Below are 24,256 nucleotides of genomic sequence, written 5' to 3'. Positions count from 1 at the left end.
TCTTATTCACTCGATAGAGAAAGGAGAACGAACCTATGGCAAGAGAATTCTCCTTAAAAGATACGCGTAATATCGGCATCATGGCTCACATTGATGCCGGTAAAACGACGACAACAGAACGTATTTTGTTCTACACAGGTCGTGTGCACAAGATTGGTGAAACACACGAAGGTGCCTCCCAAATGGACTGGATGGAGCAAGAGCAAGAACGTGGCATTACGATCACGTCTGCGGCTACAACAGCTCAGTGGAAAGGCCACCGTATCAACATTATTGATACACCTGGACACGTAGACTTTACAGTTGAAGTTGAACGTTCGTTACGTGTACTTGATGGAGCTGTTGCGGTACTTGACGCGCAATCAGGCGTTGAGCCGCAAACAGAAACAGTATGGCGTCAAGCGACGACATACGGGGTGCCGCGTATTGTATTCATCAACAAAATGGACAAAACCGGTGCCGATTTCATGTATTCTGTAAGCACTTTGCGTGACCGTTTGCAGGCCAATGCACATCCAATCCAGTTGCCGATTGGCGCTGAAGATGATTTCGTCGGCTTTGTCGATTTGATCGAAATGCAAGCGCATATTTCGAAAGACGACTTAGGCCAAGATTGGGAAGTTACTGAAGTTCCTGCTGACTATAAAGACGAAGCGGAAAGCCTTCGTGAATCGTTGGTTGAAGCTGTAGCAGAATTAGACGAAGAGCTCATGATGAAGTATCTAGAAGGCGAAGAATTAACAAAAGACGAACTAAAAGCGGCTATCCGCAAAGGAACTTGTAATGTTGAGTTCTACCCAGTCGTTTGTGGTACTGCCTTTAAGAACAAAGGGGTTCAAGCGCTTCTTGATGCAGTGCTTGACTACTTGCCATCACCGCTTGACGTCGCAGCAATCCGCGGCCAAGTCCCTGGAACAGACGAAGAAGTAACGCGTGAGCCTGGCGACGACCAACCGTTTGCCGCATTGGCTTTTAAAGTAATGACGGATCCATTTGTAGGGAAACTTACATTCTTCCGTGTTTACTCAGGTACGCTTAACTCTGGTTCCTATGTGCGCAATGCAACGAAAGACAAGCGTGAGCGTATCGGACGTATCCTGCAAATGCACGCAAACTCCCGTGAGGAAATTTCAACTGTTTACTCCGGAGATATTGCAGCTGCTGTTGGTTTGAAAGATACAACAACTGGCGATACTCTATGCGACGAGAAAAATCTTGTTATTTTAGAGTCTATGGAATTTCCAGATCCAGTTATCCATTTGTCCGTTGAGCCGAAATCAAAGGCCGACCAAGACAAAATGGGTATTGCGCTTGCCAAGCTTGCTGAAGAAGATCCGACTTTCAAAACATTTACGGACGAAGAGACGGGTGAAACGGTTATTGGTGGTATGGGTGAGCTTCACCTTGACATTATCGTTGACCGTCTACGCCGCGAGTTTAAGGTCGAAGCGAACGTTGGTGCGCCGCAAGTTTCTTACCGTGAAACAATCCGTACTGCTGCACAAGTGGAAGGCAAATTCGTTCGCCAATCTGGTGGACGCGGTCAGTTCGGACACGTTTGGGTTGAGTTCTCGCCAAACGAAGAAGGCGCTGGCTTTGAATTTGAAAACGCGATTGTCGGAGGCGTCGTTCCTCGTGAATACATCCCGTCCGTTCAAGCGGGTATTGAAGAAGCGTTGCAAAACGGTATGATTGCAGGCTATCCTGTCATCGACATTAAAGCAAAGCTTTATGACGGTTCATACCATGATGTTGACTCTTCTGAAATGGCCTTTAAGATCGCCGCTTCAATGGCGCTTAAAAACGCTAAGTCAAAATGTGACCCAGTTCTGCTTGAGCCGATTTCAAAAGTTGAAATTGTCGTCCCAGAAGAATACATGGGTGACATTATGGGTGACGTTACAGCACGCCGGGGCCGTGTCGAAGGCATGGAAGCACGTGGAAATGCGCAAGTTGTAAAAGCGTTTGTACCGCTTGCGGAAATGTTCGGTTATGCAACAAGCCTTCGTTCTCGTACGCAAGGACGTGGCACATACTCAATGGTTTTCGACCACTACGAAGAAGTGCCGAAGAGCATTGCCGAAGAAATTATCAAAAAACAAACGGGTGCTTAATTACTTCTCGTTGTTTTGCGACATTTTTTGTTGTAAGCTAGGGGAGGAATAGGCTGACCATTCAGCCGTCCTTTCTTATTGACATAAAATCAAATCCGTATTTAAGGGAGGAAAATGACTCATGGCAAAAGAAAAATTCGACCGCTCCAAAACACATGCCAACATTGGTACAATTGGACACGTTGACCATGGTAAAACAACTCTAACAGCTGCAATTACAACTGTACTTGCAAAGCGTTCTGGTAAAGGCCAAGCAATGGCATATGACGCGATCGACGGTGCTCCAGAAGAGCGCGAGCGCGGTATCACAATTTCAACAGCACACGTTGAATATGAAACAGATGCTCGTCACTATGCACACGTTGACTGCCCAGGCCACGCTGACTATGTTAAAAACATGATCACTGGTGCTGCACAAATGGACGGCGGTATCCTAGTTGTATCTGCTGCTGACGGCCCAATGCCACAAACACGTGAGCACATCTTGCTTTCTCGTAACGTAGGTGTTCCTTACCTTGTTGTATTCCTAAACAAATGCGACATGGTTGATGACGAAGAACTTCTTGAGCTTGTTGAAATGGAAGTACGTGACCTTCTTTCTGAGTACGACTTCCCTGGCGACGATGTTCCTGTTATCCAAGGTTCTGCCCTTAAAGCTCTCCAAGGCGAAGCTGAGTGGGAAGAAAAAATCATCGAATTGATGAATGCAGTCGATGAGTACATCCCAACTCCAGAACGCGACAAAGACAAACCATTTATGATGCCTGTTGAGGACGTGTTCTCTATCACTGGTCGTGGTACAGTTGCGACTGGCCGTGTAGAGCGTGGACAATTGAATGTTGGCGACACGGTTGAAATTCTTGGTATCAACGAAGAGAAAAAATCTACAACTGTTACAGGTGTAGAAATGTTCCGTAAGCTTCTTGACTATGCAGAAGCTGGCGACAACATTGGCGCACTTCTTCGTGGCGTTTCCCGCGAAGAAATCCAACGTGGGCAAGTGCTTGCAAAACCAGGCACAATTACGCCACACACAAAGTTCTCTGCTGAAGTGTATGTCCTTTCTAAAGACGAGGGTGGACGTCATACGCCATTCTTCTCTAACTATCGTCCACAATTCTATTTCCGTACAACGGACGTAACTGGCGTTGTAAACCTTCCAGAAGGAACGGAAATGGTTATGCCTGGCGATAACACTGAAATGACAGTTGAACTAATTGCGCCTATCGCAATCGAAGAAGGTACACGCTTCTCTATCCGTGAAGGCGGACGTACTGTTGGTTCAGGCGTTGTTTCTACGATTATTGAATAAGCTTATGCTTATGCAAAAGAGGACGGTTATCGATCGTCCTCTTTTGTTTTATGTTTTTTTCTTGAATCCCTTGCGTTCACTGGCCTAAATCTATATAATAGTAGAAGTGTGCCCGATGGTTACGTTTCATGCCTAAGAGAAAGGTAGGGAACGGTTATTTTCGTGTTTGCACGTTGACAGCGATGATGCGGAAGGTTGCTGACACACCCGGCCCCTTTGCCATGGGAGGGTGAGGAAATTTCCGCGGAGTATGTCTATTTTAAAAATGGACGATAAAGGAGGGCTATCATGGCAAAACAAAAGATTCGTATTCGTTTAAAAGCGTATGATCACCGCGTGTTAGATCAATCAGCTGAGAAGATTGTAGAAACGGCAAAACGTTCAGGTGCGAGCGTTTCAGGTCCGATTCCACTTCCAACTGAAAAATCGGTCTACACGATTCTGCGTGCGGTTCATAAATACAAAGATTCCCGCGAACAGTTCGAAATGCGTACGCACAAACGTCTAATTGACATCATTAATCCAACGCCGCAAACAGTCGATGCTTTAATGCGTTTGGATTTACCATCTGGCGTTGATATTGAAATAAAACTGTAAGACTATATAAAACGAACAATAGTAGGAGGTGTAACGGATGACCAAAGGAATCTTAGGTAGAAAAATCGGTATGACTCAAGTGTTTGCAGAAAACGGAGAAGTCATTCCAGTAACAGTAATTGAAGCAGAACCAAATATTGTCCTTCAAAAGAAGACAGTGGAATCTGATGGCTACGAGGCGATTCAGATCGGTTTTGCTGATGCGAAAAAGCCGAACAAACCAGCTACCGGCCATGCCGCAAAAGCTGAGACGGCTCCTAAGCGCTTCATTAAGGAAATCCGTGGCGTTAATCTTGACGAAGTTGAGGTAGGTCAAGCGATTAACGTAACAACATTTGCAGCAGGAGATCTTGTTGACGTAACAGGAACGTCTAAAGGGAAAGGGTTCCAAGGCGCGATCAAACGCCATAACCAATCCCGTGGACCAATGTCACACGGCTCTCGTTACCACCGTCGTCCAGGTTCAATGGGCCCTGTAGCGCCAAACCGTGTTTTTAAAGGCAAAGCGCTTCCTGGCCGTATGGGCGGAGAACAAATTACAATGCAAAACCTTGAGATCGTTCGCGTTGACGAAGAGCGCAACTTGCTTCTCGTTAAAGGCAACGTGCCAGGGGCTAAGAAAAGCTATGTAACTGTGCAATCTGCAGTTAAGGCGTAACGCTTAAGAAAGGAGGCCATTCGAATGCCGAAAGTATCACTTTTTAACCAAACAGGTTCACAAGTAGGAGAGATCGAACTAGCGGACACCGTTTTTGGTGTTGAGCCAAATGAAAGTGTCTTACATGACGCTGTTGTTATGCAACAAGCATCTCTTCGTCAAGGTACACACAAAACCAAAGGCCGTTCAGAAGTACGCGGCGGCGGAAGAAAGCCATGGCGTCAAAAAGGAACTGGGCGTGCTCGCCAAGGTTCTATTCGCAGCCCACAATGGGTTGGTGGTGGCGTAGTATTTGGTCCAACACCGCGCAGCTATAGCTACAAACTGCCGAAGAAAGTTCGTCGTCTTGCTATTAAATCAGCGCTTTCATCTAAAGTGAAAGACTCAGAGTTGGTTGTACTAGATGACTTGAAGCTAGAAGCAATCAAAACGAAAGCTATGAAGGACGTGCTTGCAAGCCTTTCTGTAGATTCAAAAGCACTCGTTGTAACAGCTGACTACAACGAAAATGTTGCTTTGTCTGCACGGAACTTGCCAGGGATCACGTTCCTTACAGCCGACGGCGTAAACGTCCTTGACTTGCTTAAACATGACAAGCTTGTCATCACAAAAGACGCAGTCGAAAAGGTAGAGGAGGTGCTTGCGTAATGTCAAACGCACGTGATATCATTAAGCGCCCTGTCATCACTGAACGTTCTACTGAACTGATGGAAGACAAAAAATACACGTTTGAAGTTGACGTCCGCGCCAACAAAACGCAAATCAAAGATGCTATTGAAGAAATCTTTGAAGTGAAAGTGACAAACGTTAACACAGTAAATTATAAAGGGAAAGCGAAGCGTTTCGGACGCTACACGGGCTTTACCCCTAAACGCAAAAAAGCAATTGTTCAGCTCTCTGCTGACAGTAAAGAACTAGACTTCTTTGAAGTGTAAGTAACAAGAGAAGGAGGGAACATCAACATGGCAATTAAAAAGTATAAACCGACCAGTGCCGGTCGTCGTAATATGAGCGTATCTGATTTTGCTGAAATTACGACTGACAAGCCGGAAAAGTCGTTGCTTGCCCCTTTGCATAAAAAAGGCGGACGCAACAACCAAGGTCGTTTAACTGTTCGTCACCAAGGTGGCGGCCATAAACGTCAATATCGTGTTATTGACTTTAAACGCAACAAAGATGGAATTCCGGGCCGCGTTGCCACGATCGAATACGATCCAAACCGTTCCGCGAATATCGCTTTAATCAACTATGCAGATGGCGAGAAGCGTTACATTCTAGCGCCTAAAGGTCTAACAGTTGGCACAGTTATCGTGTCTGGTCCTGATGCCGACATTAAAACAGGTAACGCATTGCCGTTAGCGAATATTCCAGTAGGTACAGTGATCCACAATATCGAGCTTCGTCCAGGAAAAGGCGGTCAGTTAGTCCGTTCAGCTGGCACAGAAGCCCAGCTTCTTGGTAAAGAAGGCGATTATGCCCTTGTTCGTTTGAACTCAGGGGAAACACGCTACATTTTATCTACTTGCCGCGCTACAATTGGCCAAGTCGGAAATGTTGAGCATGAACTGATTAACATCGGTAAAGCTGGACGTTCACGTTGGAAAGGCATCCGCCCAACTGTTCGTGGTTCTGTTATGAACCCTAACGATCACCCGCATGGCGGTGGTGAAGGAAAAGCGCCAATTGGCCGTCCGTCGCCAATGTCACCATGGGGCAAACCAACGCTTGGTTACAAAACACGTAAGAAAAACAAACACTCCGACAAGTACATTGTTCGCCGTCGTAAAAAATAACGTGGTTTGCCTGCGGTTCTCACGCAGAACCGTGGACGAATCCCGAAAGGAGGAACATACATGGGCCGTAGTTTGAAAAAAGGACCTTTCGTTGATGGTCATCTCATGAAAAAAGTAGAAGCATTAAACGCAACGAACGACAAGAAAGTCGTGAAGACTTGGTCTCGTCGTTCAACAATTTTCCCTGAATTTATCGGCCACACGTTTGCTGTCTATGATGGCCGCAAGCATGTACCGGTTTACGTTTCTGAAGACATGGTTGGTCACAAACTTGGCGAATTTGCCCCTACTCGTACGTACAAAGGGCATGCCGCTGATAAGAAAACAAGACGCTAAGTAAGGAAGGAGGACCTTTTCTCATGGAACAAGCTAAAGCTGTTGCGAAGCAAGTCCGCATAGCGCCTCGCAAAGTCCGTCTTGTGATCGATCTTATTCGTGGTAAGCAAGTCGGTGAAGCCATCGCTATTTTAAAACACACGCCTAAAGCTGCTTCTCCAGTAGTTGAAAAGCTTTTAAATTCGGCAATTGCGAACGCTGAGCACAACTATGAAATGGAGCCAAACAATCTCGTAATATCTGAAGCGTACGTGAACGAAGGCGTAACGCTGAAACGTTTCCGTCCACGCGCACAAGGCCGCGCTAGCCGGATCAATAAACGCACAAGCCATATTACATTGGTTGTAACAGAAAAGAAGGAGGGATAACATATGGGTCAAAAAGTAAATCCAGTCGGTCTGCGCGTCGGCGTCATCCGTGATTGGGATTCTAAATGGTATGCCGGCAAGAAAGACTACGCAGACTTGCTTCACGAAGACATCGCGATTCGCGAGCATGTAGAAGGCCGTCTAAAAGATGCCTCTGTCTCAAAAGTAGAAATTGAGCGTGCTGCGAACCGTGTGAACATCACAATTTCTACTGCCAAGCCAGGTATGGTGATCGGAAAAGGCGGTTCAGAAGTTGAAGCACTTCGTAAATCTCTTAATGAGTTAACAGGAAAACGCGTGCACATTAACATTTCAGAAATCAAGCAAGCAGACCTTGACGCCAAGCTTGTTGCTGAAAACATTGCACGTCAACTTGAAAACCGTATTTCATTCCGTCGTGCAATGAAACAAGCAATTCAACGCACAATGCGCGCTGGTGCAAAAGGAATTAAAACACAAGTGTCAGGCCGCCTTGGCGGAGCAGACATTGCTCGTGCTGAGCACTATAGCGAAGGAACTGTTCCACTTCACACGCTTCGTGCTGATATTGACTATGGTACAGCTGAAGCTGATACAACATACGGTAAAATCGGCGTAAAAATCTGGGTTTATCGTGGTGAAGTCCTTCCAACGAAAGGAACGAACAAAGAGGAAGGAGGCAACTAATCATGTTAATGCCTAAACGTGTAAAATACCGTCGCGAACACCGCGGAAAAATGCGCGGGCGTGCAAAAGGCGGTACAGAAGTCCACTTTGGCGAGTTTGGTTTGCAAGCTCTTGAAGCTTCATGGATCACAAACCGTCAAATTGAGGCAGCTCGTATTGCGATGACTCGTTACATGAAACGTGGCGGTAAAGTATGGATTAAAATTTTCCCTTCAAAACCATACACAGCAAAGCCGCTTGAAGTTCGTATGGGTTCTGGTAAAGGGGCACCTGAAGGATGGGTTGCCGTTGTGAAACCAGGTAAGATTATGTTCGAAATTTCCGGTGTATCTGAAGAAGTTGCCCGCGAAGCATTACGTCTTGCCTCTCACAAATTACCGATTAAATGTAAGTTTGTAAAACGCGAAGAAGTGGGTGGTGACTCAAATGAAAGCAACTGATCTCCGCGATTTAACCACTGCTGAAATTGAACAAAAGACACAATCTCTAAAAGAAGAGTTATTCAATCTACGCTTTCAACTCGCAACTGGACAACTTGACAACCCAGTTCGTATCCGTGAAGTCCGTAAAAGCATCGCTCGTGCTAAAACGGTCTTGCGCGAACGTGAGCTCGGAATTAACAACGGCTAAAGGAGGGTTTGCTGCATGGACCGCAACCAGCGTAAAGTTTACCAAGGGCGTGTCGTTTCTGATAAAATGGATAAAACCATCACTGTACTCGTTGAAACGTATAAAAAAGACCGCCTTTACGGAAAACGCGTAAAATACTCAAAGAAATTTAAAGCGCATGATGAACAAAACACTGCAAAAGTAGGCGACATTGTCCGCATTATGGAAACACGCCCGCTTTCAAAAGATAAACGTTTCCGTTTAGTAGAGATCGTCGAAGAAGCGATCATCATTTGACAATGCGTCCGTTGAAGGGAGGTAAAACTGAATGATCCAACAAGAAAGCCGCTTAAAAGTCGCCGACAACTCTGGGGCCCGTGAAGTGCTCTGCATTAAAGTGCTAGGTGGCTCTGGGCGTAAGATAGCGAACATTGGCGATGTCATTGTTTGTTCGGTAAAAGAAGCAACACCAGGGGGCGTTGTCAAGAAAGGCGACGTTGTAAAGGCTGTAATCGTTCGTTCTAAAAGTGGTGTACGCCGCAATGATGGTTCTTACATCAAATTTGACGAAAACGCAGCAGTCATTGTCCGTGACGACAAAAGCCCGCGCGGAACTCGTATCTTTGGACCAGTTGCACGTGAACTTCGTGACAACCAGTTCATGAAAATCGTTTCTCTTGCTCCAGAAGTTCTTTAAGCAGAGAATTGATGTACTAAGCTTAAGGAGGTGCCATTGTATGCATGTCAAAAAAGGCGACAAAGTCGTTGTCATTACAGGCAAAGACAAAGGGAAGCAAGGGACGGTACTAGAAGCTTACCCGAAAAAAAGCCGTGTGCTCGTTGAAGGTGTAAACATGGTGAAAAAACACGCTAAGCCGTCGCAAGACAATCCACAAGGCGGAATTCTAAACCAAGAAGCACCGATCCACTCTTCCAATGTCATGCTTGTTGATCCAAAGACAGGTGAACGCACTCGAGTGGGCTACAAAGAAGAAAACGGCAAAAAAGTACGCGTTGCAAAAAAATCTGGCGAAATCATTAAGTAGTCAGTGTGTGAAAGGAGGACCATTTCAATGAATCGTTTAAAAGAGAAATACCAAAACGAAATCGTTTCTTCTCTAACAGAGAAGTTTAATTACCCATCTGTAATGGCTGTGCCAAAGATTGAGAAAATCGTTGTCAACATGGGCATTGGCGATGCCGTTCAAAATGCGAAAGTGCTCGACAAAGCTGTTGAAGAACTGCAAGCGATCACTGGTCAAAAGCCTGTCATTACGAAAGCAAAAAAATCGATTGCCGGCTTTAAACTCCGTGAAGGAATGCCAATCGGTGCAAAAGTAACATTGCGTGGCGAGCGCATGTATGACTTCTTGGATAAATTAGTATCTGTTTCATTGCCACGTGTTCGCGACTTCCGCGGTGTATCAAAAAAAGCGTTTGACGGTCGCGGAAACTACACGCTCGGCGTGAGAGAGCAACTGATTTTCCCTGAGATTGATTACGATAAAGTCGATAAAGTCCGCGGTATGGACATTGTCATCGTCACAACTGCGAAAACAGACGAAGAAGCGCGTGAATTACTTACTCAAGTAGGCATGCCGTTCCAAAAATAATCTCTTAGAAGAGGAGGGAACACGTTGGCAAAAAAATCAATGATCGCAAAGCAAAAACGCACACCGAAGTATAATGTTCAAGCTTATACTCGTTGTGAGCGTTGCGGCCGTCCTCATTCAGTGCTGCGCAAATTCAAACTTTGCCGTATTTGCTTCAGAGAACTTGCTTACAAAGGGCAAATTCCTGGCGTGAAAAAAGCAAGCTGGTAAAAACGATTGGAAGGAGGTAATTATCAATGGTCATGACTGATCCAATTGCAGATATGCTGACACGTATTCGTAATGCGAACCTTGTACGCCATGAAAAACTAGAACTTCCGGCCTCTATGCTTAAAAAAGAGATTGCCGATATTCTTAAGCGCGAGGGCTTCATCCGCGATTACGAATTCATTGAAGACAATAAACAAGGTGTAATCCGTATCTTCCTTAAATACGGTCCATCTAACGAACGTGTAATTACTGGATTGAAGCGTATTTCAAAACCTGGATTGCGCGTATACGCAAAATCAAATGAACTTCCACGTGTTCTTGGTGGTTTAGGCATTGCGCTTGTTTCAACTTCAAAAGGCGTTTTGACCGACAAAGAAGCACGTCAACAACAAGTCGGCGGAGAAGTGCTCGCTTACGTTTGGTAAGTAGCTTTAAATGAATGGAGGTGGACATAAATGTCTCGCGTAGGTAAAAAACCTGTCATTATTCCTGATGGCGTCACAGTTACATTCGACGGAAACCTTTGCACTGTCAAAGGTCCAAAAGGTGAATTAAGCCGTGAGCTTCACCCGGATATTAACATTACTGTTGAGGGCAACGAAATTACATTTGAACGCCCGTCTGACCATAAAGAGCACCGTGCTCTTCACGGAACGATGCGTGCGCTCGTAAACAACATGGTTGAAGGTGTAACAAAAGGATTTGAACGCGCGCTAGAACTGAACGGTGTCGGTTACCGTGCTTCTAAATCTGGCAACAAGCTTGTGCTTAACGTTGGTTACTCTCACCCAGTTGAAATCACTCCTGAAGAAGGCCTTGAAATCGAAGTTCCTTCCAATACGAAAGTGGTTGTAAAAGGAATCAACAAAGAACGAGTTGGGGCGCTTGCATCAAACATTCGCGCTGTCCGTCTGCCTGAACCTTACAAAGGCAAAGGGATTCGTTATGAAGGCGAATATGTGCGTCGCAAAGAAGGCAAAACTGGTAAATAATTAGTTTCGTATAGAAAGGAATGACGTCTCATGATTACGAAGCCTAACAAAAATGCAGGCCGTAAGAAAAGACACGCTCACGTACGCCGCACACTAAGCGGCACGCCGCAGCGTCCACGTTTGAACGTATTCCGTTCTTCTAAGCACATTTACGCTCAGCTTATTGATGATGTGAATGGCGTAACTCTTGCACAAGCTTCTACGCTTGACAAAGAGTTGGGGCTTGAGAACGGCGGCAACAAAGAAGCTGCGCGTAAAGTCGGCGAACTTGTAGGAAAACGTGCGGTTGATGCGGGATTCGAATCAGTGGTCTTTGATCGTGGAGGCTACTTGTATCACGGCCGTATTGCTGAGCTGGCGGATGGCGCTCGCGAAGCTGGCCTTAAATTCTAATTACGAAGGAGGGAAACATCGTATATGCGTTCTATCGATCCAAACACATTGGAACTTGAAGAAAAAGTTGTCACAATCAACCGTGTTGCAAAAGTGGTTAAAGGTGGACGCCGTTTTCGTTTTGCCGCGCTTGTGGTCGTAGGCGACAAAAACGGACACGTCGGTTTTGGAATGGGGAAAGCACAAGAAGTGCCTGAAGCCATTCGTAAAGCTGTAGAAGATGCAAAGAAAAACTTAATTGAAGTGCCGATCGTTAATACAACGATTCCACACCAAATTGTTGGGCGTTTTGGTGCGGGTCGCGTATTTTTGAAGCCAGCCTCTGAAGGTACTGGCGTTATCGCTGGCGGTCCTGTACGTGCTGTGCTTGAACTCGCTGGCATCGGTGACGTCCTTTCCAAATCTCTTGGCTCAAGCAACCCGATCAACATGGTTCGCGCTACTATAACTGGCCTAACAAACTTGAAGCGTGCTGAAGAAGTAGCGAAACTACGTGGCAAATCCGTAGAAGAACTGTTAGGTTAAGGGAGGGATTACGATGGCGAAGAAATTAGAAATCACCCTTACACGTAGCTTGATTGGCCGCCCAAGCGATCAACGCGTGACAGTAAATACGCTTGGTTTGCGTAAATTGCACCAAACGGTCGTACAAGAAGATAATGCAGCGATCCGCGGAATGGTAAACAAAGTTAAACATTTGATTACTGTTAATGAGATCGACGCGTAAATAGATCATTTTTTCATAACGAGGAGGTGTAGGAAGCATGAAACTTCACGAACTACAACCAGCAGAAGGTTCACGCAAAGTCCGCAATCGTGTAGGTCGCGGTATCGGTTCTGGCAACGGAAAAACGGCAGGCAAAGGCCATAAAGGACAAAAAGCCCGTTCAGGCGGCGGCGTTCGTCCTGGATTTGAAGGTGGGCAAAACCCGCTTTATCGCCGTTTGCCAAAACGTGGATTCACGAACATTCACCGTAAAGAGTATACAGTTGTGAACCTAGACGTGCTGAATCGTTTTGAAGCTGGCACAGAAGTGACTCCAGAACTTCTTATTGAAACGAAAACGGTAAAAAACGTAAAGCATGGCATTAAAGTGCTTGGCAATGGCAATTTAGACAAAAACTTGACTGTAAAAGCTCATAAGTTCTCTGCATCTGCAGTAAAAGCAATTGAGGCTGCTGGCGGAAAAACCGAGGTGGTTTAATGTTTAAGGCGATCTCCAACATCTTCCGTGTGAGAGATTTACGTCGAAAAATCGTCTTTACGCTTCTGATGCTTATTGTTTTTCGAATCGGCGCATTCATACCCGTGCCAGGCACGAACAGTGATGCGCTTGAGATGCTTTTTGGCGGCGCTAATGCTTTTGGGTTTCTCGATACCTTTGGCGGCGGCGCATTAAGCAACTTCTCGATTTTTGCAATGGGGATCATGCCTTACATCACAGCCTCGATCGTTGTTCAGCTTCTTCAACTTGATGTAGTGCCGAAGTTTGCAGAATGGGCGAAACAGGGCGAGGCTGGTCGGAAAAAGCTAACGCAAGTAACTCGATATGGCACGATTGTTTTAGGGTTTGTCCAAGCAATCGCCATGTCAGTCGGTTTTAATTCAATGTATCAAGGAGCAGGCCCTGGCTTGATTGAAAATCCATCTGTGATGACGTACGTCTATATCGCCATTGTCCTTACAGCGGGTACAGCATTTTTAATGTGGCTAGGAGAGCAGATTACGGCTCATGGTGTAGGGAATGGAATCTCGCTCATTATCTTTGCTGGTATTGCAGCCGGCATTCCAAACATGCTGAATGCTTTATATACATCTGAAATTGAAGGCGCAGGCGACCAGTTGTTTTTGAGCATCGCCACCGTTGCATTGCTCGCTTTAATCGTTTTACTGATTATCATTGGCGTTATTTACGTGCACCAAGCCTTGCGGAAAATACCTGTCCAATATGCGAAGCGCGTCGTCAATCGCAGCCAAGTAGGCGGACAGTCAACGCATTTGCCGATTAAAGTGAACGCTGCAGGGGTCATTCCGGTCATCTTTGCCTCAGCATTGTTTTATTTTCCGTCAACCATTGCTTCTTTTGTTGGACCAGAGGACAAGGCATGGGCAAGATGGATTATCGAACATTTCGTGCCCAGTTCATGGATCGGAGGCAGCATTTTTGTTGTCCTGATTATCGCGTTTACGTATTTTTACACATTTGTACAGGTTAACCCGGAAAAGATGGCCGATAATTTGAAACGGCAAGGCGGGTATATCCCTGGCATTCGTCCTGGTCAAGCAACGCAGTCTTTTATCACGAAAATTTTATATCGGCTTACGTTCGTTGGTGCTCTATTCCTGGCGACCATCGCAACGATACCGGTTGTGTTTATTGCGCTACTTGACTTGCCGCAGCAAGTGCAAATTGGCGGCACGGGCTTGTTAATCATCGTTGGCGTTGCGCTAGATACGATGAAACAAATCGAAGGGCAGCTCATTAAACGTTCGTATAAAGGCTTCATTAACTAAAAAGAAGGACGGGCAGGACAAAAGCCTTACCCGTTCGTCTTTTTGACTTGCAGGAAGGGGATCTTAATGAATTTAATTTTAATGGGATTGCCAGGCGCCGGCAAAGGAACACAGGCGGAAAAAATTGTGAACGACTATGGCATTCCGCACATTTCTACAGGCGATATGTTTCGCGCTGCGATGAAAAACGAAACGGAGCTTGGATTAAAAGCGAAGTCGTTTATAGACGCAGGTGATCTTGTCCCTGACGAAGTAACAATTGGAATAGTCAAAGAGCGTTTGTCGGAAGACGATTGCGAGAATGGTTTTTTGCTCGATGGTTTTCCTCGTACCATTGCCCAGGCGGAAGCGCTGGAAGGCATTCTTTCATCCCTCGGCAAACAGCTTGACCATGTGTTGAATATCGCAGTCCCGAAAGAACTTCTGATGGAGCGTTTAACGGGGCGCCGCGTGTCTCCTACTTCGGGTAAGACATACCATATTGTTTATAACCCGCCAAAAGTGGAAGGCAAATGCGATATTGACGGCAGCGATTTAATTCAACGCGATGACGACAAGCCGGAAACAGTCAAAAGACGCCTAGAAGTAAATGAAAAGCAAACGAAGCCACTCATTGACTTTTATGAAGCAAAAGGCTACTTAAGACAAGTGGACGGCAACCAAGACATGAACACTGTGTATGCTGAGATAAAAGCGATTCTATCGGAGAAGCGTGCATGATTGTCATTAAAACGGAACGCGAGCTTGACGTGATGCGAAAAGCCGGGCAGATTGTCGCCCTAACGCATGCCCACTTGAAGCCTTACATTAAGCCAGGCATTACAACTGGTGAGTTGGATGCACTAGCTGAAGCGTTTATTCGTTCTCATGATGCAACGCCTTCTTTTCTTGGATACGGCGGTTTCACAGGAAGCATTTGTGCGTCGGTGAACGAAGAGTTGGTGCACGGCATACCTGGCGATCGCATGCTTGCAGATGGAGATGTTATCAGCTTAGATATAGGCGCCTATTACAATGGCTATCATGGCGATTCGGCTTGGACGTATGGAGTCGGGACGATTAAAGAAGAAGACCAAAAGCTGCTTGATGCAACGGAGGCTTCTTTGTACAAAGGGTTAGAACTGGCACGCCCTGGAAATCGCCTATCGGATATTTCCCATGCGGTTCAAGCTTTTGTCGAACAGTCAGGATACGCAGTCGTACGTGAGTATGCCGGCCACGGCATTGGGAAAGACTTGCATGAAGACCCGAACATTCCCAACTACGGTCCTCCTGGGAAAGGGCCAAAGTTGAAGCCTGGAATGGTATTGGCGATTGAGCCAATGGTCAATGCAGGCTCTCGTTACGTACGGACGCTTGCTGATAACTGGACAGTGGTGACAGTCGATAAAAAGAACTGTGCCCATTTTGAGCATACGGTTGCAATCACAGAAACAGGATACGAGATCTTGACGAAAGCATAATTTTTCAGGTAAGATAGACTGTCTGTACAGTGATGAAGACAAAAAGGTATTGCTTGCATCTACTCGAAGGGAGGATATCCATTCATGGCAAAAGAAGACGTGATAGAAGTGGAAGGCACGGTGATTGAGCCGTTGCCAAACGCAATGTTTCGTGTAGAACTTGAAAACGGTCATAAAATTCTTGCGCATGTATCTGGAAAAATTCGCATGAACTTTATCCGCATCTTGCCTGGCGATAAAGTAACGGTTGAACTTTCTCCTTACGATTTGACGCGCGGGCGGATTACGTACCGTTATAAATAAAACACTCTCCGTATATAAGGAGGTTTATACAATGAAGGTAAGACCATCAGTCAAACCGATTTGCGAAAAATGCAAGGTTATTCGCCGCAAAGGCAATGTTATGGTAATTTGTGAAAACCCGAAACACAAACAAAAACAAGGTTAAATGATAAGGAGGTGCCTAGCCCATGGCACGTGTTGCAGGTGTTGACATTCCTCGCGATAAGCGCGTTGTAATCTCACTCACTTACGTATTTGGTATTGGTAAATCAACAGCAGCAAAAATCCTTGAAACAGCTGGCGTTGATGAAAATACACGCGTTCGTGACCTAACGGAAGAAGAACTTGGCCGTATTCGCGAAGCGGTTGAAGGCTATCAAGTGGAAGGCGATTTGCGCCGTGAAGTTTCCTTGAACATCAAACGTCTAATCGAAATCGGCAGCTATCGTGGAATTCGTCATCGTCGTGGCTTACCAGTCCGCGGCCAAAACTCAAAAAACAATGCTCGTACGCGCAAAGGTCCAAAACGTACGGTTGCGAATAAGAAAAAATAAGCAAGGAGGGAAATGAAAAACATGGCTAAAAAAACGAATACTCGTCCAAAACGTCGTCAAAGAAAAAACATTGACAGTGGTGTGGCGCACATCCGTTCTACATTCAACAACACAATTGTGACGATTACAGATCCTCATGGCAATGCGATTTCTTGGGCTAGCGCTGGCGCACTTGGTTTTAAAGGCTCTCGTAAGTCAACACCATTTGCTGCGCAAATGGCTGCTGAATCAGCTGCCAAAACAGCGATGGAACATGGCATGAAAACGATCGAAGTTTCAGTTAAAGGCCCAGGAGCTGGCCGTGAAGCGGCAATCCGTTCATTGCAAGCTGTAGGGCTTGAAGTGAACATGATTAAAGATGTGACACCAGTTCCACATAATGGCTGCCGTCCGCCGAAACGTCGTAGAGTGTAAGAAAATCGTCATTGTATAGATTTCCCGCTAATGTCTATAATGGATAAGACGAGATCTATAGACAATGAAGGTAAGACTAATAGGATTTGCTCAGGTGGAAGCCCAAATAAAGGAGCTCTTTGGGCAATCCTTGCGTTTGCCGGAGTTCGACGTTTTGAAGGAGGGTTTGTTTAATGATTGAAATTGAAAAGCCGAATATTGAAACGGTGGAAGTTAGCGAAGACGCGAAATACGGCAAATTTGTCGTAGAGCCTCTAGAGCGCGGTTATGGAACAACACTAGGAAACTCCTTGCGTCGCATCCTTTTGTCCTCGCTTCCAGGAGCTGCGGTTACATCTGTTCAAATTGACGGTGTCCTTCACGAATTTTCAACAATTGAAGGCGTTGTAGAAGATGTTACGACAATCATCTTGAATCTGAAAAAATTGGCTTTGAAAATTTATTCAGATGAAGAAAAAACGCTTGAAATTGATGTACAAGGTGAAGGCAATGTAACTGCCGGTGATTTGACTCATGACAGTGACGTTGAAGTATTAAATCCTGATCTTCATATCGCTACGCTTACAAAAGGAGCATCGTTCCGCATGCGCTTGCAGGCGAAACGAGGTCGTGGGTACGTTCTTGCTGAAGGCAACAAAAATGATGACCAGCCAATTGGCGTTCTTCCGATTGACTCGATCTATACACCGGTGGCGCGCGTTAACTACCAAGTTGAAAACACGCGTGTCGGGCAAGTCACAAACTATGATAAACTAACCCTTGATGTGTGGACCGATGGAAGTACTCGCCCAGAAGAAGCCGTTTCTCTTGGCGCGAAAATTCTTACGGAGCACTTAAATATTTTCGTAGGTTTAACAGACCAAGCGCAAAATGCGGAAATCATGGTCGAAAAAGAAGAGGACCAAAAAGAAAAAGTACTTGAAATGACCATTGAGGAACTTGACTTATCGGTCCGTTCGTACAACTGTTTGAAGCGTGCTGGCATTAATACTGTACAGGAATTGACGCACAAAACAGAGGAAGACATGATGAAAGTCCGCAACCTTGGCCGTAAATCACTTGAAGAAGTACAAGAGAAGTTGGGCGAACTTGGCCTCGGGCTTCGCAATGAAGAATAAGGAATAGGTTTTTGTCTCAAAGGAGGGAATTAGCATGGCATACGCAAAACTTGGCCGTACGAGCTCACAACGCAAAGCGTTGCTTCGTGATTTGGTGACAGACCTTATCATCAACGAACGCATTGAAACGACTGAAGCAAAAGCAAAGGAGCTGCGTCCAATCGTCGAAAAAATGATTACGCTTGGAAAACGCGGTGATTTGCATGCCCGTCGTCAAGCTGCAGCGTTCGTTCGCAACGAAACAGCAGACGTTGAATCAGGGCAAGATGCAATCCAAAAGCTGTTTGCAGATATCGCTCCGCGCTTTGCAGAGCGTCAAGGTGGATATACACGCATTCTTAAAGTTGGTCCTCGTCGTGGTGACGGTGCACCAATGGCAATCATTGAGTTTGTTTAAAAAGCTCAGGTAAGCGGCGATTAAGGGCAGGAGACAATAGGAGCAAGGTGCTTCTTTCACTCTATGCCCTTTTTTGTTACGTAAAAAAATGGGGTGTGGGGATGCTTGTTTGTGAGCATGTTTCCTATCGTTATGCCAATCATGCTACCGATGCGCTCTCGGACATTTCGCTGCACGTTCAAAAGGGTGAGTGGGTTGCAGTTGTCGGGCGTAGTGGCTCTGGGAAATCGACGTTGGCAAGGCTATTAAATGGCTTATTGCTGCCCTCTTCCGGAACAGTGACGGTCCAAAAGTGGACAACGGAAGCAAATGCAGAGAAAATCCGCCTAACAGTGGGGTTTGTTTTTCAAAATCCCGACAATCAAATTGTCACAACCATTGTGGAAGATGATCTTGCGTTTGGGCTGGAAAACCGTGGGTGGCCACCTGAGCAAATTTCACGGCGTGTTGCAACAGTGGCAAAGGAACTAGGCATTGAAGCATTGCTAAAACGGGATGTGAGCCGCCTATCAGGTGGTCAAAAGCAACGAGTCGCCCTTGGGGGTGTGCTAGCACCTGACCCAGACATTCTCGTTCTCGATGAAGCCACCTCCATGCTAGATCCGGCTGGGCAAAGGGAATGGCTTTCGCTATTAAAGAAACTCCATCGCAAAGGCAAGACCATCTTGTCCATTACCCACGATCCAGAAGAACTGCCCTTTGCAGACCGTGTTTTAGCGCTTAAAGAGGGCTGTTTGGTTTTTGATGGCACACCGGCCCAGCTATTTTTTGATTACGACCAAGTAGAACAGCTCGATATCGCGCTTCCTTTTTTATATGAGCTCCAAGCTGAATTGCACAAGCGCGGTGTAGCGATAGGCAATTCCCAAACGGAAGAGGAGCTAGTGCAAGCATTATGGACGTTGCATTTAACGAAGTAAGCTACGAATACAACGATGCAGGCACAACGGTCCAAGCGCTTAATCGCGTTACGCTCCGTGTGCCAGCAGGTCGGTTTGTTGCTGTGATTGGTGCTAGCGGAGCGGGAAAATCGACATTGGTCCAGCATTTAAACGGTTTGCTTTTGCCAACAAAAGGAACAGTCGAAATTGGGGACGTTCGTCTGCCTGAGCAAAAAAAGCAGCTACAACAATTAAGGAAAAAGGTCGGCTTCGTCTTTCAATATCCGGAACATCAGCTATTTGAAGAAACAGTCGAAAAAGAGATTGGCTATGCACTACGGATGCAGGGCGTCTCAAAAGTCGAGGCGGCGAAAACCGCTGCCGCAGCCCTTAACTCAGTTGGGCTGTCGCCTTCGTTACTCAGCGCTTCCCCGTTTCAGCTTTCAGGGGGGCAGAAACGACGAGTCGCCATTGCCTCTGTTTTCGTGCAGCAGCCGAAAATGCTTGTGTTAGACGAGCCTGGAGCCGGACTTGACCCAGCATCCAAAGAGGCGCTGTTCCATTTGCTTTGCAATTATCGCCAAACAAACAAAGCGTCGATTTGGATGGTGACCCATTCAATGGACGACGTTGCTAAATATGCGGATTTTTGCGTGGTGATGCATAATGGGACGCCGCTAATGATGGGCGAGCCTGCTGCCGTATTTCAAGAGCAAGATGTGTTACAAACGGCAAAACTGGCTTTGCCAAGACCGATGGCTTTTGCACAAAAGGCAATGACGTCAAAAGGGACGATTCCTTTTTTACCTGATGCAGCAACGTTAGCAGATTGGCTCATCGATCGCAAAGGAGGGCGGCAATGAAAGGTCCATCGCTTTTAATGGGGCAATACAGACAAAGCGATTCATTTGTGCATCGCCTCGACCCGCGCAGCAAGTTGCTTAGCGTGTTCATTGTCGCATTTGCGCTATTTTTTGTTGCCTCTCCTGCAACGCTGGCGATGTCAGCGTGCTATTTTGCAGCGGCGATCGCCTTTAGCAATGTGCCGCTCTCTGTCCTTGCCAAATCGCTGAAACCGATTATGTGGTTTGTCATTGCCTTTGCTTTGTTGCAAGTGATTGTAACGCGGGAAGGCCACTTGGTTTTTCAACTATTTGGGTGGCCCGTTTACGCCGAAGGCCTTGCTGAAGGCGGGATTTTAGCGTGGCGCACTTTGTGTCTATTTCTTGCTGCAACGCTATTGACGATGACGACAAGCCCGTTGCATATTACGTGGGCGATTGAATCGCTCCTGAAGCCGTTAAAGGCCGTAAAATTTCCCGTTTCAGACCTTGCGATGATGATGTCGATTACATTACGCTTTATTCCGATTTTAAGTGGTGAATTATACACGATATCCCGGGCTCAAGCAGCAAGGGGAATTGGCGTCCGTGACCTGCCATTCATGAAACGCGTACTAGCGTACGTGCCACTGCTTGTGCCGCTATTTGTTCGCTCTTTAAAGCGTGCAGAAGAGTTGGCTCAAGCCATGGAAGCGCGGGGATACAGCCGCAACAGGGAACGGTCGTCCTGGAAAACAAACCAGTGGGCGTTTAAGGATACGTATGCGCTGCTTGTCAGTGCGACTGTGGCGTTCCTGCTTGCCTGGTTTTAGTTGAAGGAGAACAAAAGGAAATGTCTAGAATGGCATGCAAACTAAGCTATGACGGCACGGCTTTTGCCGGTTACCAAGTCCAGCCCGGCAAGCGCACGGTCCAAAGCGAAGTTGAAAGAGCACTGCAAGAAATTCATAAAGGGGCACGAGTCCCAGTCGTAGCGTCAGGGCGCACGGATGCAGGAGTGCACGCCTGTGGCCAAGTGCTCCATTTTGATACAGAATTAGCGATTGCCCCTGAGCGTTGGGTATCTGCTTTAAACACCCATCTTCCTGATGATATTGTCGTCACAAACGCGGCAATGGTAGAGCCGGATTTTCATGCCCGTTATGGGGCGCAGGCGAAAGAGTACCGCTATTATATCCAATGCGGACCTTTCGAAAATGTGTTCCGCCGCCATTTTGCTGTTCATATTAAACAAGCTCTTGATGTGCCGGCGATGCAAACGGCGGCCAAGCATTTGTTAGGGACACACGACTTTTCTGCTTTTTGTGCAGCGAACACAACCGTGGTCGATAAAGTCAGGACGATTACCCATGTAGCCGTCCAGCCTAGCGAAGAAGGGCTGCTTATTTCAATCCGTGGCACTGGTTTTTTATACAATATGGTACGCATCATAGTCGGAACGCTTCTAGAAATAGGCACTGGAAAACGTGTAGCCTCTGAAATGAAAGTCATTTTGGCAGGCAAAAGCCGCAATCTGGCTGGAAAAACAGCACCTGCGCATGGCTTATGCCTGTATGAAGTGGACTACGGCCAGCCGCTTTTTGTAAATGAAACACCCGGACAAGTTTCTATGAAATAATTGACTTTACTAAGCCGATATTGTATGATATTAGATGGCAATTCTTAAGACCCACTGCCCCGGGTTACGGAATAAAGGACAATGCTAAAGGGAATGCGCATTAAAACAGCCAGTTTAACGTGTTTCTCTTGGCAAAACGATCAGATAAAAACGTGTTTATTATTTAGGAGGTTTAAACTATGCGTACAACATATATGGCAAAGCCAAACGAAGTTGAGCGTAAGTGGTATGTAGTCGACGCTGAAGGGCAAACGCTTGGGCGTCTTGCTTCAGAAGTAGCATCTATCCTTCGCGGAAAGCACAAACCAACTTTCACGCCGCACGTCGATACTGGCGACCATGTGATTGTTTTGAATGCAAGCAAAATTCAATTAACTGGAAACAAGCTCCAAGATAAAATTTACTACCGCCACACGAACCACCCAGGCGGCTTGAAACAAACAAAAGCGCAAGACATGCGTGCGAACAAGCCTGAGCGTATGCTTGAGTTGGCGATCAAAGGGATGCTTCCGAAAAACACTCTTGGCCGCAAACAAGGAATGAAACTGCATGTCTATGCAGGCTCAGAACACAATCACCATGCACAAAAACCAGAAGCATACGAGCTTCGCGGTTAATCTTTAGGAGGTAATGATTATGGCTCAAGTACAATACTACGGCACAGGCCGCCGTAAGCACTCTGTTGCCCGTGTGCGCCTTATTCCTGGCGAAGGCAAAATTGTTGTAAACGGCCGTGACCTTGATGAATATTTCGGTCTTGAAACATTAAAATTGATCGTAAAACAACCGCTTGTAGAAACAGGCGTGACTGGCCAGTACGATGTCCATGTTAACGTTAATGGCGGCGGCTTCACCGGCCAAGCAGGCGCAATCCGCCACGGCATTGCCCGCGCCCTACTACAAGTCGATCCTGACAACCGTGCAACACTAAAAGCAGCAGGCTTCCTTACACGCGATGCCCGCATGAAAGAACGTAAAAAATACGGTCTTAAAGCCGCTCGTCGTGCGCCTCAGTTCTCGAAGCGTTAATATCAACGTTTACAGCCTCTTCCCGAGGAAATCGGGGAGGGGTTTTTTAGTACAAAAATCGAAATCCCTTTAAAACAAGCAACAAAAAATTATCGTTTGACAATAACATATTATCGTTTTACAATAATGGGTAGTTAAGGGGGGCATATAATGAATCTTTTTACCAAGACCGTTCTAAAATTCCTGTCAATTGTGTCGCTAATTGCTCAAGTTTTATTTGCGTTTGCTGGATTAATACTGTTATTTGCGGCTGGAGCTTTATTGGTCGTGTCGAGCGGGGTCAAAACGCAATTGCTACAGTATGCAGGGTTAAACACAAACCTATCAGTATGGTTTTTAGTACTTTCTTGTTTAGTCGCGCTAGCCATCATTGCTTGTTTGTTTATTATTATGTACGCTCTACATAAAATGATTGGTAATATTTATAAACAACACTTTTTTGTTTCTCAAAATCTTACGTATCTCAAACTAATCTTAATCTCGATTACTAGCTTTACCATTTTGCAGATCATTAGTCAGCTGTTCTTTGCGCAGGCGCATGTATACAATGTCAGTGATGTTTTTTCAGATTCTTCGCCAGGTTTAATAGGAAACATTCTTCTGTTAGCCATTATTTATACGCTTTATGTGGTTTTTAAATATGGCATATCTTTGCAAGACGATTCTAACAACGTGATTTAGGTGGGAGGCCTAATGATAAAAATTAACTTAGATCGAGTAATGCTAGAAAGAAACATTTCTTCAAAAGAGTTAGCAGAAAAAATTGATATTACTCAAGCTAATTTATCAATACTAAAAACAGGCAAAGCGCGTGGTATCCGCTTTGCTACGTTAGAAAAGATCTGCCAGACATTAAATTGTCAGCCTGGTGATATACTCGAATACGAAGAAAAAGCCGACATATAGCAAAGCATTGGTTATCCAGTTTTTAACTAGTGGGCAATTTGGTCTGTTTGTCCTCATCCAGTTCATTAACGGAATGGGATCGAACTCAGAAAAAAGGGTATACGGAAGGTGTGTCACCATCTTCAGCCTATACAATGGCTCGGTTCCATCCAGGAGGATCGGCCCTATTAGGAATAAAACTCAAGGGTGGACTATTTTTTAGGGTGAACAAGCCAGCATATCCGCGAACCATACCTCTGTATCCCATGCTATGTCGTACGGTTATTCAGAAAACCATACATTCCCCAAAAAAGGATTGGAAATGCAACAACAAAGATAAATCGAATGTCATCAGGAAAAAAGTAAATTATAGCGAAACATAAAAGGAATATTAATTAAAAAAGCCAAAATTTCTTTGATTTCTTTTTCATGATGTCCATCAGCCTGTTTAAAAAATTAAATTTCTGGAAAATGAATGGTCGGAGTTTATCCTCCAATATTTAGTTTCAATATGTTGCTCTTTCATTATATGACGAAGTGCCTTCGTTAACAGATCCAAAATTATAAAATTTTTATAAATTTTTCAGGAAGATTGTC

General features: G+C 45.7%; 40 protein-coding genes. All 40 read left to right on the top strand.

Going from position 1 to position 24,256, the window contains the following annotated elements:
* The first annotated feature begins 35 nt into the window (after positions 1-35).
* Positions 36-2,114, top strand: coding sequence for an elongation factor G (fusA, locus tag N6H06_RS21845; protein ID WP_062751233.1), 2,079 nt, complete (start codon positions 36-38; stop codon positions 2,112-2,114).
* A gap of 121 nt (positions 2,115-2,235) precedes the next feature.
* Positions 2,236-3,426, top strand: coding sequence for an elongation factor Tu (tuf, locus tag N6H06_RS21840; RefSeq protein WP_263707935.1), 1,191 nt, complete (start codon positions 2,236-2,238; stop codon positions 3,424-3,426).
* A 288-nt stretch (positions 3,427-3,714) separates the two neighbouring features.
* Positions 3,715-4,023, top strand: a complete 309-nt coding sequence (gene rpsJ, locus N6H06_RS21835; protein WP_011245013.1) for a 30S ribosomal protein S10 — start codon at positions 3,715-3,717, stop codon at positions 4,021-4,023.
* A gap of 37 nt (positions 4,024-4,060) precedes the next feature.
* Positions 4,061-4,681 (top strand): 50S ribosomal protein L3, encoded by a 621-nt coding sequence (rplC, locus tag N6H06_RS21830; protein ID WP_011245014.1) that lies wholly within the window; start codon positions 4,061-4,063, stop codon positions 4,679-4,681.
* A 24-nt stretch (positions 4,682-4,705) separates the two neighbouring features.
* On the top strand, positions 4,706-5,329 hold the full coding sequence (rplD, locus tag N6H06_RS21825) for a 50S ribosomal protein L4 (RefSeq protein ID WP_062751230.1): 624 nt from the start codon (positions 4,706-4,708) through the stop codon (positions 5,327-5,329).
* Positions 5,329-5,616, top strand: coding sequence for a 50S ribosomal protein L23 (gene rplW, locus N6H06_RS21820; RefSeq protein WP_011245016.1), 288 nt, complete (start codon positions 5,329-5,331; stop codon positions 5,614-5,616). The genes rplD and rplW overlap by 1 nt, the downstream gene beginning before the upstream one ends.
* Before the next feature lie 27 nt (positions 5,617-5,643).
* The gene (gene rplB / locus N6H06_RS21815) at positions 5,644-6,474 is read left to right on the top strand and encodes a 50S ribosomal protein L2 (protein ID WP_011245017.1); all 831 of its coding nucleotides are present in this window, start codon (positions 5,644-5,646) and stop codon (positions 6,472-6,474) included.
* Between the two features lie 60 nt (positions 6,475-6,534).
* Positions 6,535-6,810, top strand: coding sequence for a 30S ribosomal protein S19 (gene rpsS / locus N6H06_RS21810; protein ID WP_094424297.1), 276 nt, complete (start codon positions 6,535-6,537; stop codon positions 6,808-6,810).
* A gap of 23 nt (positions 6,811-6,833) precedes the next feature.
* Entirely contained in the window at positions 6,834-7,178 is a 345-nt protein-coding gene (rplV, locus tag N6H06_RS21805; RefSeq protein ID WP_011245019.1) for a 50S ribosomal protein L22, read from the top strand.
* A 3-nt stretch (positions 7,179-7,181) separates the two neighbouring features.
* Entirely contained in the window at positions 7,182-7,844 is a 663-nt protein-coding gene (gene rpsC / locus N6H06_RS21800; protein ID WP_011245020.1) for a 30S ribosomal protein S3, read from the top strand.
* A gap of 2 nt (positions 7,845-7,846) precedes the next feature.
* Positions 7,847-8,284, top strand: a complete 438-nt coding sequence (gene rplP, locus N6H06_RS21795; RefSeq protein WP_011245021.1) for a 50S ribosomal protein L16 — start codon at positions 7,847-7,849, stop codon at positions 8,282-8,284.
* Complete coding sequence (rpmC, locus tag N6H06_RS21790; protein WP_011245022.1) at positions 8,271-8,474, top strand: 50S ribosomal protein L29; 204 nt, start codon at positions 8,271-8,273, stop codon at positions 8,472-8,474. Before rplP ends, rpmC begins: the two co-directional genes overlap by 14 nt.
* Before the next feature lie 15 nt (positions 8,475-8,489).
* A complete protein-coding gene (rpsQ, locus tag N6H06_RS21785; RefSeq protein WP_011245023.1) occupies positions 8,490-8,750 on the top strand; it encodes a 30S ribosomal protein S17 in 261 nt (86 codons plus the stop codon).
* Positions 8,751-8,781: 31 nt separating this feature from the next.
* Positions 8,782-9,150: a 50S ribosomal protein L14 gene (rplN, locus tag N6H06_RS21780; protein ID WP_011245024.1), complete on the top strand. Its 369-nt coding sequence runs from the start codon at positions 8,782-8,784 to the stop codon at positions 9,148-9,150.
* Between the two features lie 40 nt (positions 9,151-9,190).
* A complete protein-coding gene (rplX, locus tag N6H06_RS21775; protein ID WP_011245025.1) occupies positions 9,191-9,499 on the top strand; it encodes a 50S ribosomal protein L24 in 309 nt (102 codons plus the stop codon).
* Between the two features lie 27 nt (positions 9,500-9,526).
* The gene (gene rplE / locus N6H06_RS21770) at positions 9,527-10,066 is read left to right on the top strand and encodes a 50S ribosomal protein L5 (protein ID WP_011245026.1); all 540 of its coding nucleotides are present in this window, start codon (positions 9,527-9,529) and stop codon (positions 10,064-10,066) included.
* 24 nt (positions 10,067-10,090) lie between these two features.
* On the top strand, positions 10,091-10,276 hold the full coding sequence (locus N6H06_RS21765) for a type Z 30S ribosomal protein S14 (protein WP_011245027.1): 186 nt from the start codon (positions 10,091-10,093) through the stop codon (positions 10,274-10,276).
* Positions 10,277-10,302: 26 nt separating this feature from the next.
* Positions 10,303-10,701: a 30S ribosomal protein S8 gene (gene rpsH / locus N6H06_RS21760; RefSeq protein WP_062751225.1), complete on the top strand. Its 399-nt coding sequence runs from the start codon at positions 10,303-10,305 to the stop codon at positions 10,699-10,701.
* 30 nt (positions 10,702-10,731) lie between these two features.
* On the top strand, positions 10,732-11,268 hold the full coding sequence (gene rplF, locus N6H06_RS21755; protein WP_062751223.1) for a 50S ribosomal protein L6: 537 nt from the start codon (positions 10,732-10,734) through the stop codon (positions 11,266-11,268).
* 30 nt (positions 11,269-11,298) lie between these two features.
* Positions 11,299-11,661, top strand: a complete 363-nt coding sequence (rplR, locus tag N6H06_RS21750) for a 50S ribosomal protein L18 (protein WP_011245030.1) — start codon at positions 11,299-11,301, stop codon at positions 11,659-11,661.
* Between the two features lie 24 nt (positions 11,662-11,685).
* Positions 11,686-12,186, top strand: a complete 501-nt coding sequence (gene rpsE, locus N6H06_RS21745) for a 30S ribosomal protein S5 (protein WP_011245031.1) — start codon at positions 11,686-11,688, stop codon at positions 12,184-12,186.
* Between the two features lie 13 nt (positions 12,187-12,199).
* The gene (gene rpmD / locus N6H06_RS21740) at positions 12,200-12,388 is read left to right on the top strand and encodes a 50S ribosomal protein L30 (RefSeq protein WP_011245032.1); all 189 of its coding nucleotides are present in this window, start codon (positions 12,200-12,202) and stop codon (positions 12,386-12,388) included.
* 37 nt (positions 12,389-12,425) lie between these two features.
* Positions 12,426-12,866: a 50S ribosomal protein L15 gene (gene rplO, locus N6H06_RS21735; protein ID WP_011245033.1), complete on the top strand. Its 441-nt coding sequence runs from the start codon at positions 12,426-12,428 to the stop codon at positions 12,864-12,866.
* On the top strand, positions 12,866-14,176 hold the full coding sequence (gene secY / locus N6H06_RS21730; RefSeq protein WP_062751221.1) for a preprotein translocase subunit SecY: 1,311 nt from the start codon (positions 12,866-12,868) through the stop codon (positions 14,174-14,176). Before rplO ends, secY begins: the two co-directional genes overlap by 1 nt.
* 66 nt (positions 14,177-14,242) lie before the next feature.
* Entirely contained in the window at positions 14,243-14,896 is a 654-nt protein-coding gene (locus tag N6H06_RS21725; protein WP_062751219.1) for an adenylate kinase, read from the top strand.
* Positions 14,893-15,639 carry a type I methionyl aminopeptidase gene (map, locus tag N6H06_RS21720; RefSeq protein WP_062751217.1) on the top strand — a complete coding sequence of 249 codons (747 nt, stop codon included), beginning with the start codon at positions 14,893-14,895 and terminating at the stop codon, positions 15,637-15,639. Before N6H06_RS21725 ends, map begins: the two co-directional genes overlap by 4 nt.
* An 84-nt stretch (positions 15,640-15,723) precedes the next feature.
* On the top strand, positions 15,724-15,942 hold the full coding sequence (gene infA, locus N6H06_RS21715) for a translation initiation factor IF-1 (RefSeq protein ID WP_011245037.1): 219 nt from the start codon (positions 15,724-15,726) through the stop codon (positions 15,940-15,942).
* A gap of 31 nt (positions 15,943-15,973) precedes the next feature.
* A complete protein-coding gene (gene rpmJ / locus N6H06_RS21710) occupies positions 15,974-16,087 on the top strand; it encodes a 50S ribosomal protein L36 (protein WP_003333770.1) in 114 nt (37 codons plus the stop codon).
* A 22-nt stretch (positions 16,088-16,109) separates the two neighbouring features.
* Positions 16,110-16,475, top strand: a complete 366-nt coding sequence (gene rpsM / locus N6H06_RS21705; RefSeq protein WP_011245038.1) for a 30S ribosomal protein S13 — start codon at positions 16,110-16,112, stop codon at positions 16,473-16,475.
* Positions 16,476-16,496: 21 nt separating this feature from the next.
* A complete protein-coding gene (gene rpsK, locus N6H06_RS21700; RefSeq protein ID WP_035202254.1) occupies positions 16,497-16,889 on the top strand; it encodes a 30S ribosomal protein S11 in 393 nt (130 codons plus the stop codon).
* Between the two features lie 173 nt (positions 16,890-17,062).
* Complete coding sequence (locus N6H06_RS21695; protein WP_035202235.1) at positions 17,063-18,007, top strand: DNA-directed RNA polymerase subunit alpha; 945 nt, start codon at positions 17,063-17,065, stop codon at positions 18,005-18,007.
* A gap of 34 nt (positions 18,008-18,041) precedes the next feature.
* Positions 18,042-18,404 carry a 50S ribosomal protein L17 gene (rplQ, locus tag N6H06_RS21690; protein ID WP_062751215.1) on the top strand — a complete coding sequence of 121 codons (363 nt, stop codon included), beginning with the start codon at positions 18,042-18,044 and terminating at the stop codon, positions 18,402-18,404.
* Positions 18,405-18,505: 101 nt separating this feature from the next.
* Positions 18,506-19,324, top strand: coding sequence for an energy-coupling factor transporter ATPase (locus tag N6H06_RS21685; RefSeq protein ID WP_263707933.1), 819 nt, complete (start codon positions 18,506-18,508; stop codon positions 19,322-19,324).
* Positions 19,300-20,148, top strand: a complete 849-nt coding sequence (locus N6H06_RS21680) for an ATP-binding cassette domain-containing protein (protein WP_263707932.1) — start codon at positions 19,300-19,302, stop codon at positions 20,146-20,148. The genes N6H06_RS21685 and N6H06_RS21680 overlap by 25 nt, the downstream gene beginning before the upstream one ends.
* Positions 20,145-20,939 carry an energy-coupling factor transporter transmembrane component T family protein gene (locus N6H06_RS21675; protein ID WP_263707931.1) on the top strand — a complete coding sequence of 265 codons (795 nt, stop codon included), beginning with the start codon at positions 20,145-20,147 and terminating at the stop codon, positions 20,937-20,939. Before N6H06_RS21680 ends, N6H06_RS21675 begins: the two co-directional genes overlap by 4 nt.
* A gap of 20 nt (positions 20,940-20,959) precedes the next feature.
* On the top strand, positions 20,960-21,745 hold the full coding sequence (gene truA / locus N6H06_RS21670; RefSeq protein ID WP_213029635.1) for a tRNA pseudouridine(38-40) synthase TruA: 786 nt from the start codon (positions 20,960-20,962) through the stop codon (positions 21,743-21,745).
* Between the two features lie 179 nt (positions 21,746-21,924).
* Positions 21,925-22,362, top strand: coding sequence for a 50S ribosomal protein L13 (gene rplM / locus N6H06_RS21665; protein WP_011245046.1), 438 nt, complete (start codon positions 21,925-21,927; stop codon positions 22,360-22,362).
* A 19-nt stretch (positions 22,363-22,381) separates the two neighbouring features.
* Positions 22,382-22,774, top strand: a complete 393-nt coding sequence (rpsI, locus tag N6H06_RS21660) for a 30S ribosomal protein S9 (RefSeq protein ID WP_011245047.1) — start codon at positions 22,382-22,384, stop codon at positions 22,772-22,774.
* Between the two features lie 150 nt (positions 22,775-22,924).
* Positions 22,925-23,455: a DUF2975 domain-containing protein gene (locus N6H06_RS21655; RefSeq protein ID WP_062751207.1), complete on the top strand. Its 531-nt coding sequence runs from the start codon at positions 22,925-22,927 to the stop codon at positions 23,453-23,455.
* 12 nt (positions 23,456-23,467) lie between these two features.
* A complete protein-coding gene (locus N6H06_RS21650) occupies positions 23,468-23,680 on the top strand; it encodes a helix-turn-helix domain-containing protein (protein WP_062751205.1) in 213 nt (70 codons plus the stop codon).
* Positions 23,681-24,256: the final 576 nt, after the last annotated feature.

It is taken from the genome of Shouchella tritolerans, assembly GCF_025770735.1.
Taxonomy (GTDB): domain Bacteria; phylum Bacillota; class Bacilli; order Bacillales; family Bacillaceae_D; genus Shouchella; species Shouchella tritolerans.
The sequence above is the reverse complement of the archived record's forward strand: the minus strand, read 5'-3'. Positions and strand labels throughout refer to the sequence as shown.

Bases quoted from the DNA above. Each gene is read 5' to 3' on its own strand.
- fusA (WP_062751233.1), top strand. From the start codon at position 36: ATGGCAAGAGAATTCTCCTTAAAAGATACGCGTAATATCGGCATCATG.
- tuf (WP_263707935.1), top strand. From the start codon at position 2,236: ATGGCAAAAGAAAAATTCGACCGCTCCAAAACACATGCCAACATTGGT.
- rpsJ (WP_011245013.1), top strand. From the start codon at position 3,715: ATGGCAAAACAAAAGATTCGTATTCGTTTAAAAGCGTATGATCACCGC.
- rplC (WP_011245014.1), top strand. From the start codon at position 4,061: ATGACCAAAGGAATCTTAGGTAGAAAAATCGGTATGACTCAAGTGTTT.
- rplD (WP_062751230.1), top strand. From the start codon at position 4,706: ATGCCGAAAGTATCACTTTTTAACCAAACAGGTTCACAAGTAGGAGAG.
- rplW (WP_011245016.1), top strand. From the start codon at position 5,329: ATGTCAAACGCACGTGATATCATTAAGCGCCCTGTCATCACTGAACGT.
- rplB (WP_011245017.1), top strand. From the start codon at position 5,644: ATGGCAATTAAAAAGTATAAACCGACCAGTGCCGGTCGTCGTAATATG.
- rpsS (WP_094424297.1), top strand. From the start codon at position 6,535: ATGGGCCGTAGTTTGAAAAAAGGACCTTTCGTTGATGGTCATCTCATG.
- rplV (WP_011245019.1), top strand. From the start codon at position 6,834: ATGGAACAAGCTAAAGCTGTTGCGAAGCAAGTCCGCATAGCGCCTCGC.
- rpsC (WP_011245020.1), top strand. From the start codon at position 7,182: ATGGGTCAAAAAGTAAATCCAGTCGGTCTGCGCGTCGGCGTCATCCGT.
- rplP (WP_011245021.1), top strand. From the start codon at position 7,847: ATGTTAATGCCTAAACGTGTAAAATACCGTCGCGAACACCGCGGAAAA.
- rpmC (WP_011245022.1), top strand. From the start codon at position 8,271: ATGAAAGCAACTGATCTCCGCGATTTAACCACTGCTGAAATTGAACAA.
- rpsQ (WP_011245023.1), top strand. From the start codon at position 8,490: ATGGACCGCAACCAGCGTAAAGTTTACCAAGGGCGTGTCGTTTCTGAT.
- rplN (WP_011245024.1), top strand. From the start codon at position 8,782: ATGATCCAACAAGAAAGCCGCTTAAAAGTCGCCGACAACTCTGGGGCC.
- rplX (WP_011245025.1), top strand. From the start codon at position 9,191: ATGCATGTCAAAAAAGGCGACAAAGTCGTTGTCATTACAGGCAAAGAC.
- rplE (WP_011245026.1), top strand. From the start codon at position 9,527: ATGAATCGTTTAAAAGAGAAATACCAAAACGAAATCGTTTCTTCTCTA.
- rpsH (WP_062751225.1), top strand. From the start codon at position 10,303: ATGGTCATGACTGATCCAATTGCAGATATGCTGACACGTATTCGTAAT.
- rplF (WP_062751223.1), top strand. From the start codon at position 10,732: ATGTCTCGCGTAGGTAAAAAACCTGTCATTATTCCTGATGGCGTCACA.
- rplR (WP_011245030.1), top strand. From the start codon at position 11,299: ATGATTACGAAGCCTAACAAAAATGCAGGCCGTAAGAAAAGACACGCT.
- rpsE (WP_011245031.1), top strand. From the start codon at position 11,686: ATGCGTTCTATCGATCCAAACACATTGGAACTTGAAGAAAAAGTTGTC.
- rpmD (WP_011245032.1), top strand. From the start codon at position 12,200: ATGGCGAAGAAATTAGAAATCACCCTTACACGTAGCTTGATTGGCCGC.
- rplO (WP_011245033.1), top strand. From the start codon at position 12,426: ATGAAACTTCACGAACTACAACCAGCAGAAGGTTCACGCAAAGTCCGC.
- secY (WP_062751221.1), top strand. From the start codon at position 12,866: ATGTTTAAGGCGATCTCCAACATCTTCCGTGTGAGAGATTTACGTCGA.
- N6H06_RS21725 (WP_062751219.1), top strand. From the start codon at position 14,243: ATGAATTTAATTTTAATGGGATTGCCAGGCGCCGGCAAAGGAACACAG.
- map (WP_062751217.1), top strand. From the start codon at position 14,893: ATGATTGTCATTAAAACGGAACGCGAGCTTGACGTGATGCGAAAAGCC.
- infA (WP_011245037.1), top strand. From the start codon at position 15,724: ATGGCAAAAGAAGACGTGATAGAAGTGGAAGGCACGGTGATTGAGCCG.
- rpmJ (WP_003333770.1), top strand. From the start codon at position 15,974: ATGAAGGTAAGACCATCAGTCAAACCGATTTGCGAAAAATGCAAGGTT.
- rpsM (WP_011245038.1), top strand. From the start codon at position 16,110: ATGGCACGTGTTGCAGGTGTTGACATTCCTCGCGATAAGCGCGTTGTA.
- rpsK (WP_035202254.1), top strand. From the start codon at position 16,497: ATGGCTAAAAAAACGAATACTCGTCCAAAACGTCGTCAAAGAAAAAAC.
- N6H06_RS21695 (WP_035202235.1), top strand. From the start codon at position 17,063: ATGATTGAAATTGAAAAGCCGAATATTGAAACGGTGGAAGTTAGCGAA.
- rplQ (WP_062751215.1), top strand. From the start codon at position 18,042: ATGGCATACGCAAAACTTGGCCGTACGAGCTCACAACGCAAAGCGTTG.
- N6H06_RS21685 (WP_263707933.1), top strand. From the start codon at position 18,506: ATGCTTGTTTGTGAGCATGTTTCCTATCGTTATGCCAATCATGCTACC.
- N6H06_RS21680 (WP_263707932.1), top strand. From the start codon at position 19,300: ATGGACGTTGCATTTAACGAAGTAAGCTACGAATACAACGATGCAGGC.
- N6H06_RS21675 (WP_263707931.1), top strand. From the start codon at position 20,145: ATGAAAGGTCCATCGCTTTTAATGGGGCAATACAGACAAAGCGATTCA.
- truA (WP_213029635.1), top strand. From the start codon at position 20,960: ATGTCTAGAATGGCATGCAAACTAAGCTATGACGGCACGGCTTTTGCC.
- rplM (WP_011245046.1), top strand. From the start codon at position 21,925: ATGCGTACAACATATATGGCAAAGCCAAACGAAGTTGAGCGTAAGTGG.
- rpsI (WP_011245047.1), top strand. From the start codon at position 22,382: ATGGCTCAAGTACAATACTACGGCACAGGCCGCCGTAAGCACTCTGTT.
- N6H06_RS21655 (WP_062751207.1), top strand. From the start codon at position 22,925: ATGAATCTTTTTACCAAGACCGTTCTAAAATTCCTGTCAATTGTGTCG.
- N6H06_RS21650 (WP_062751205.1), top strand. From the start codon at position 23,468: ATGATAAAAATTAACTTAGATCGAGTAATGCTAGAAAGAAACATTTCT.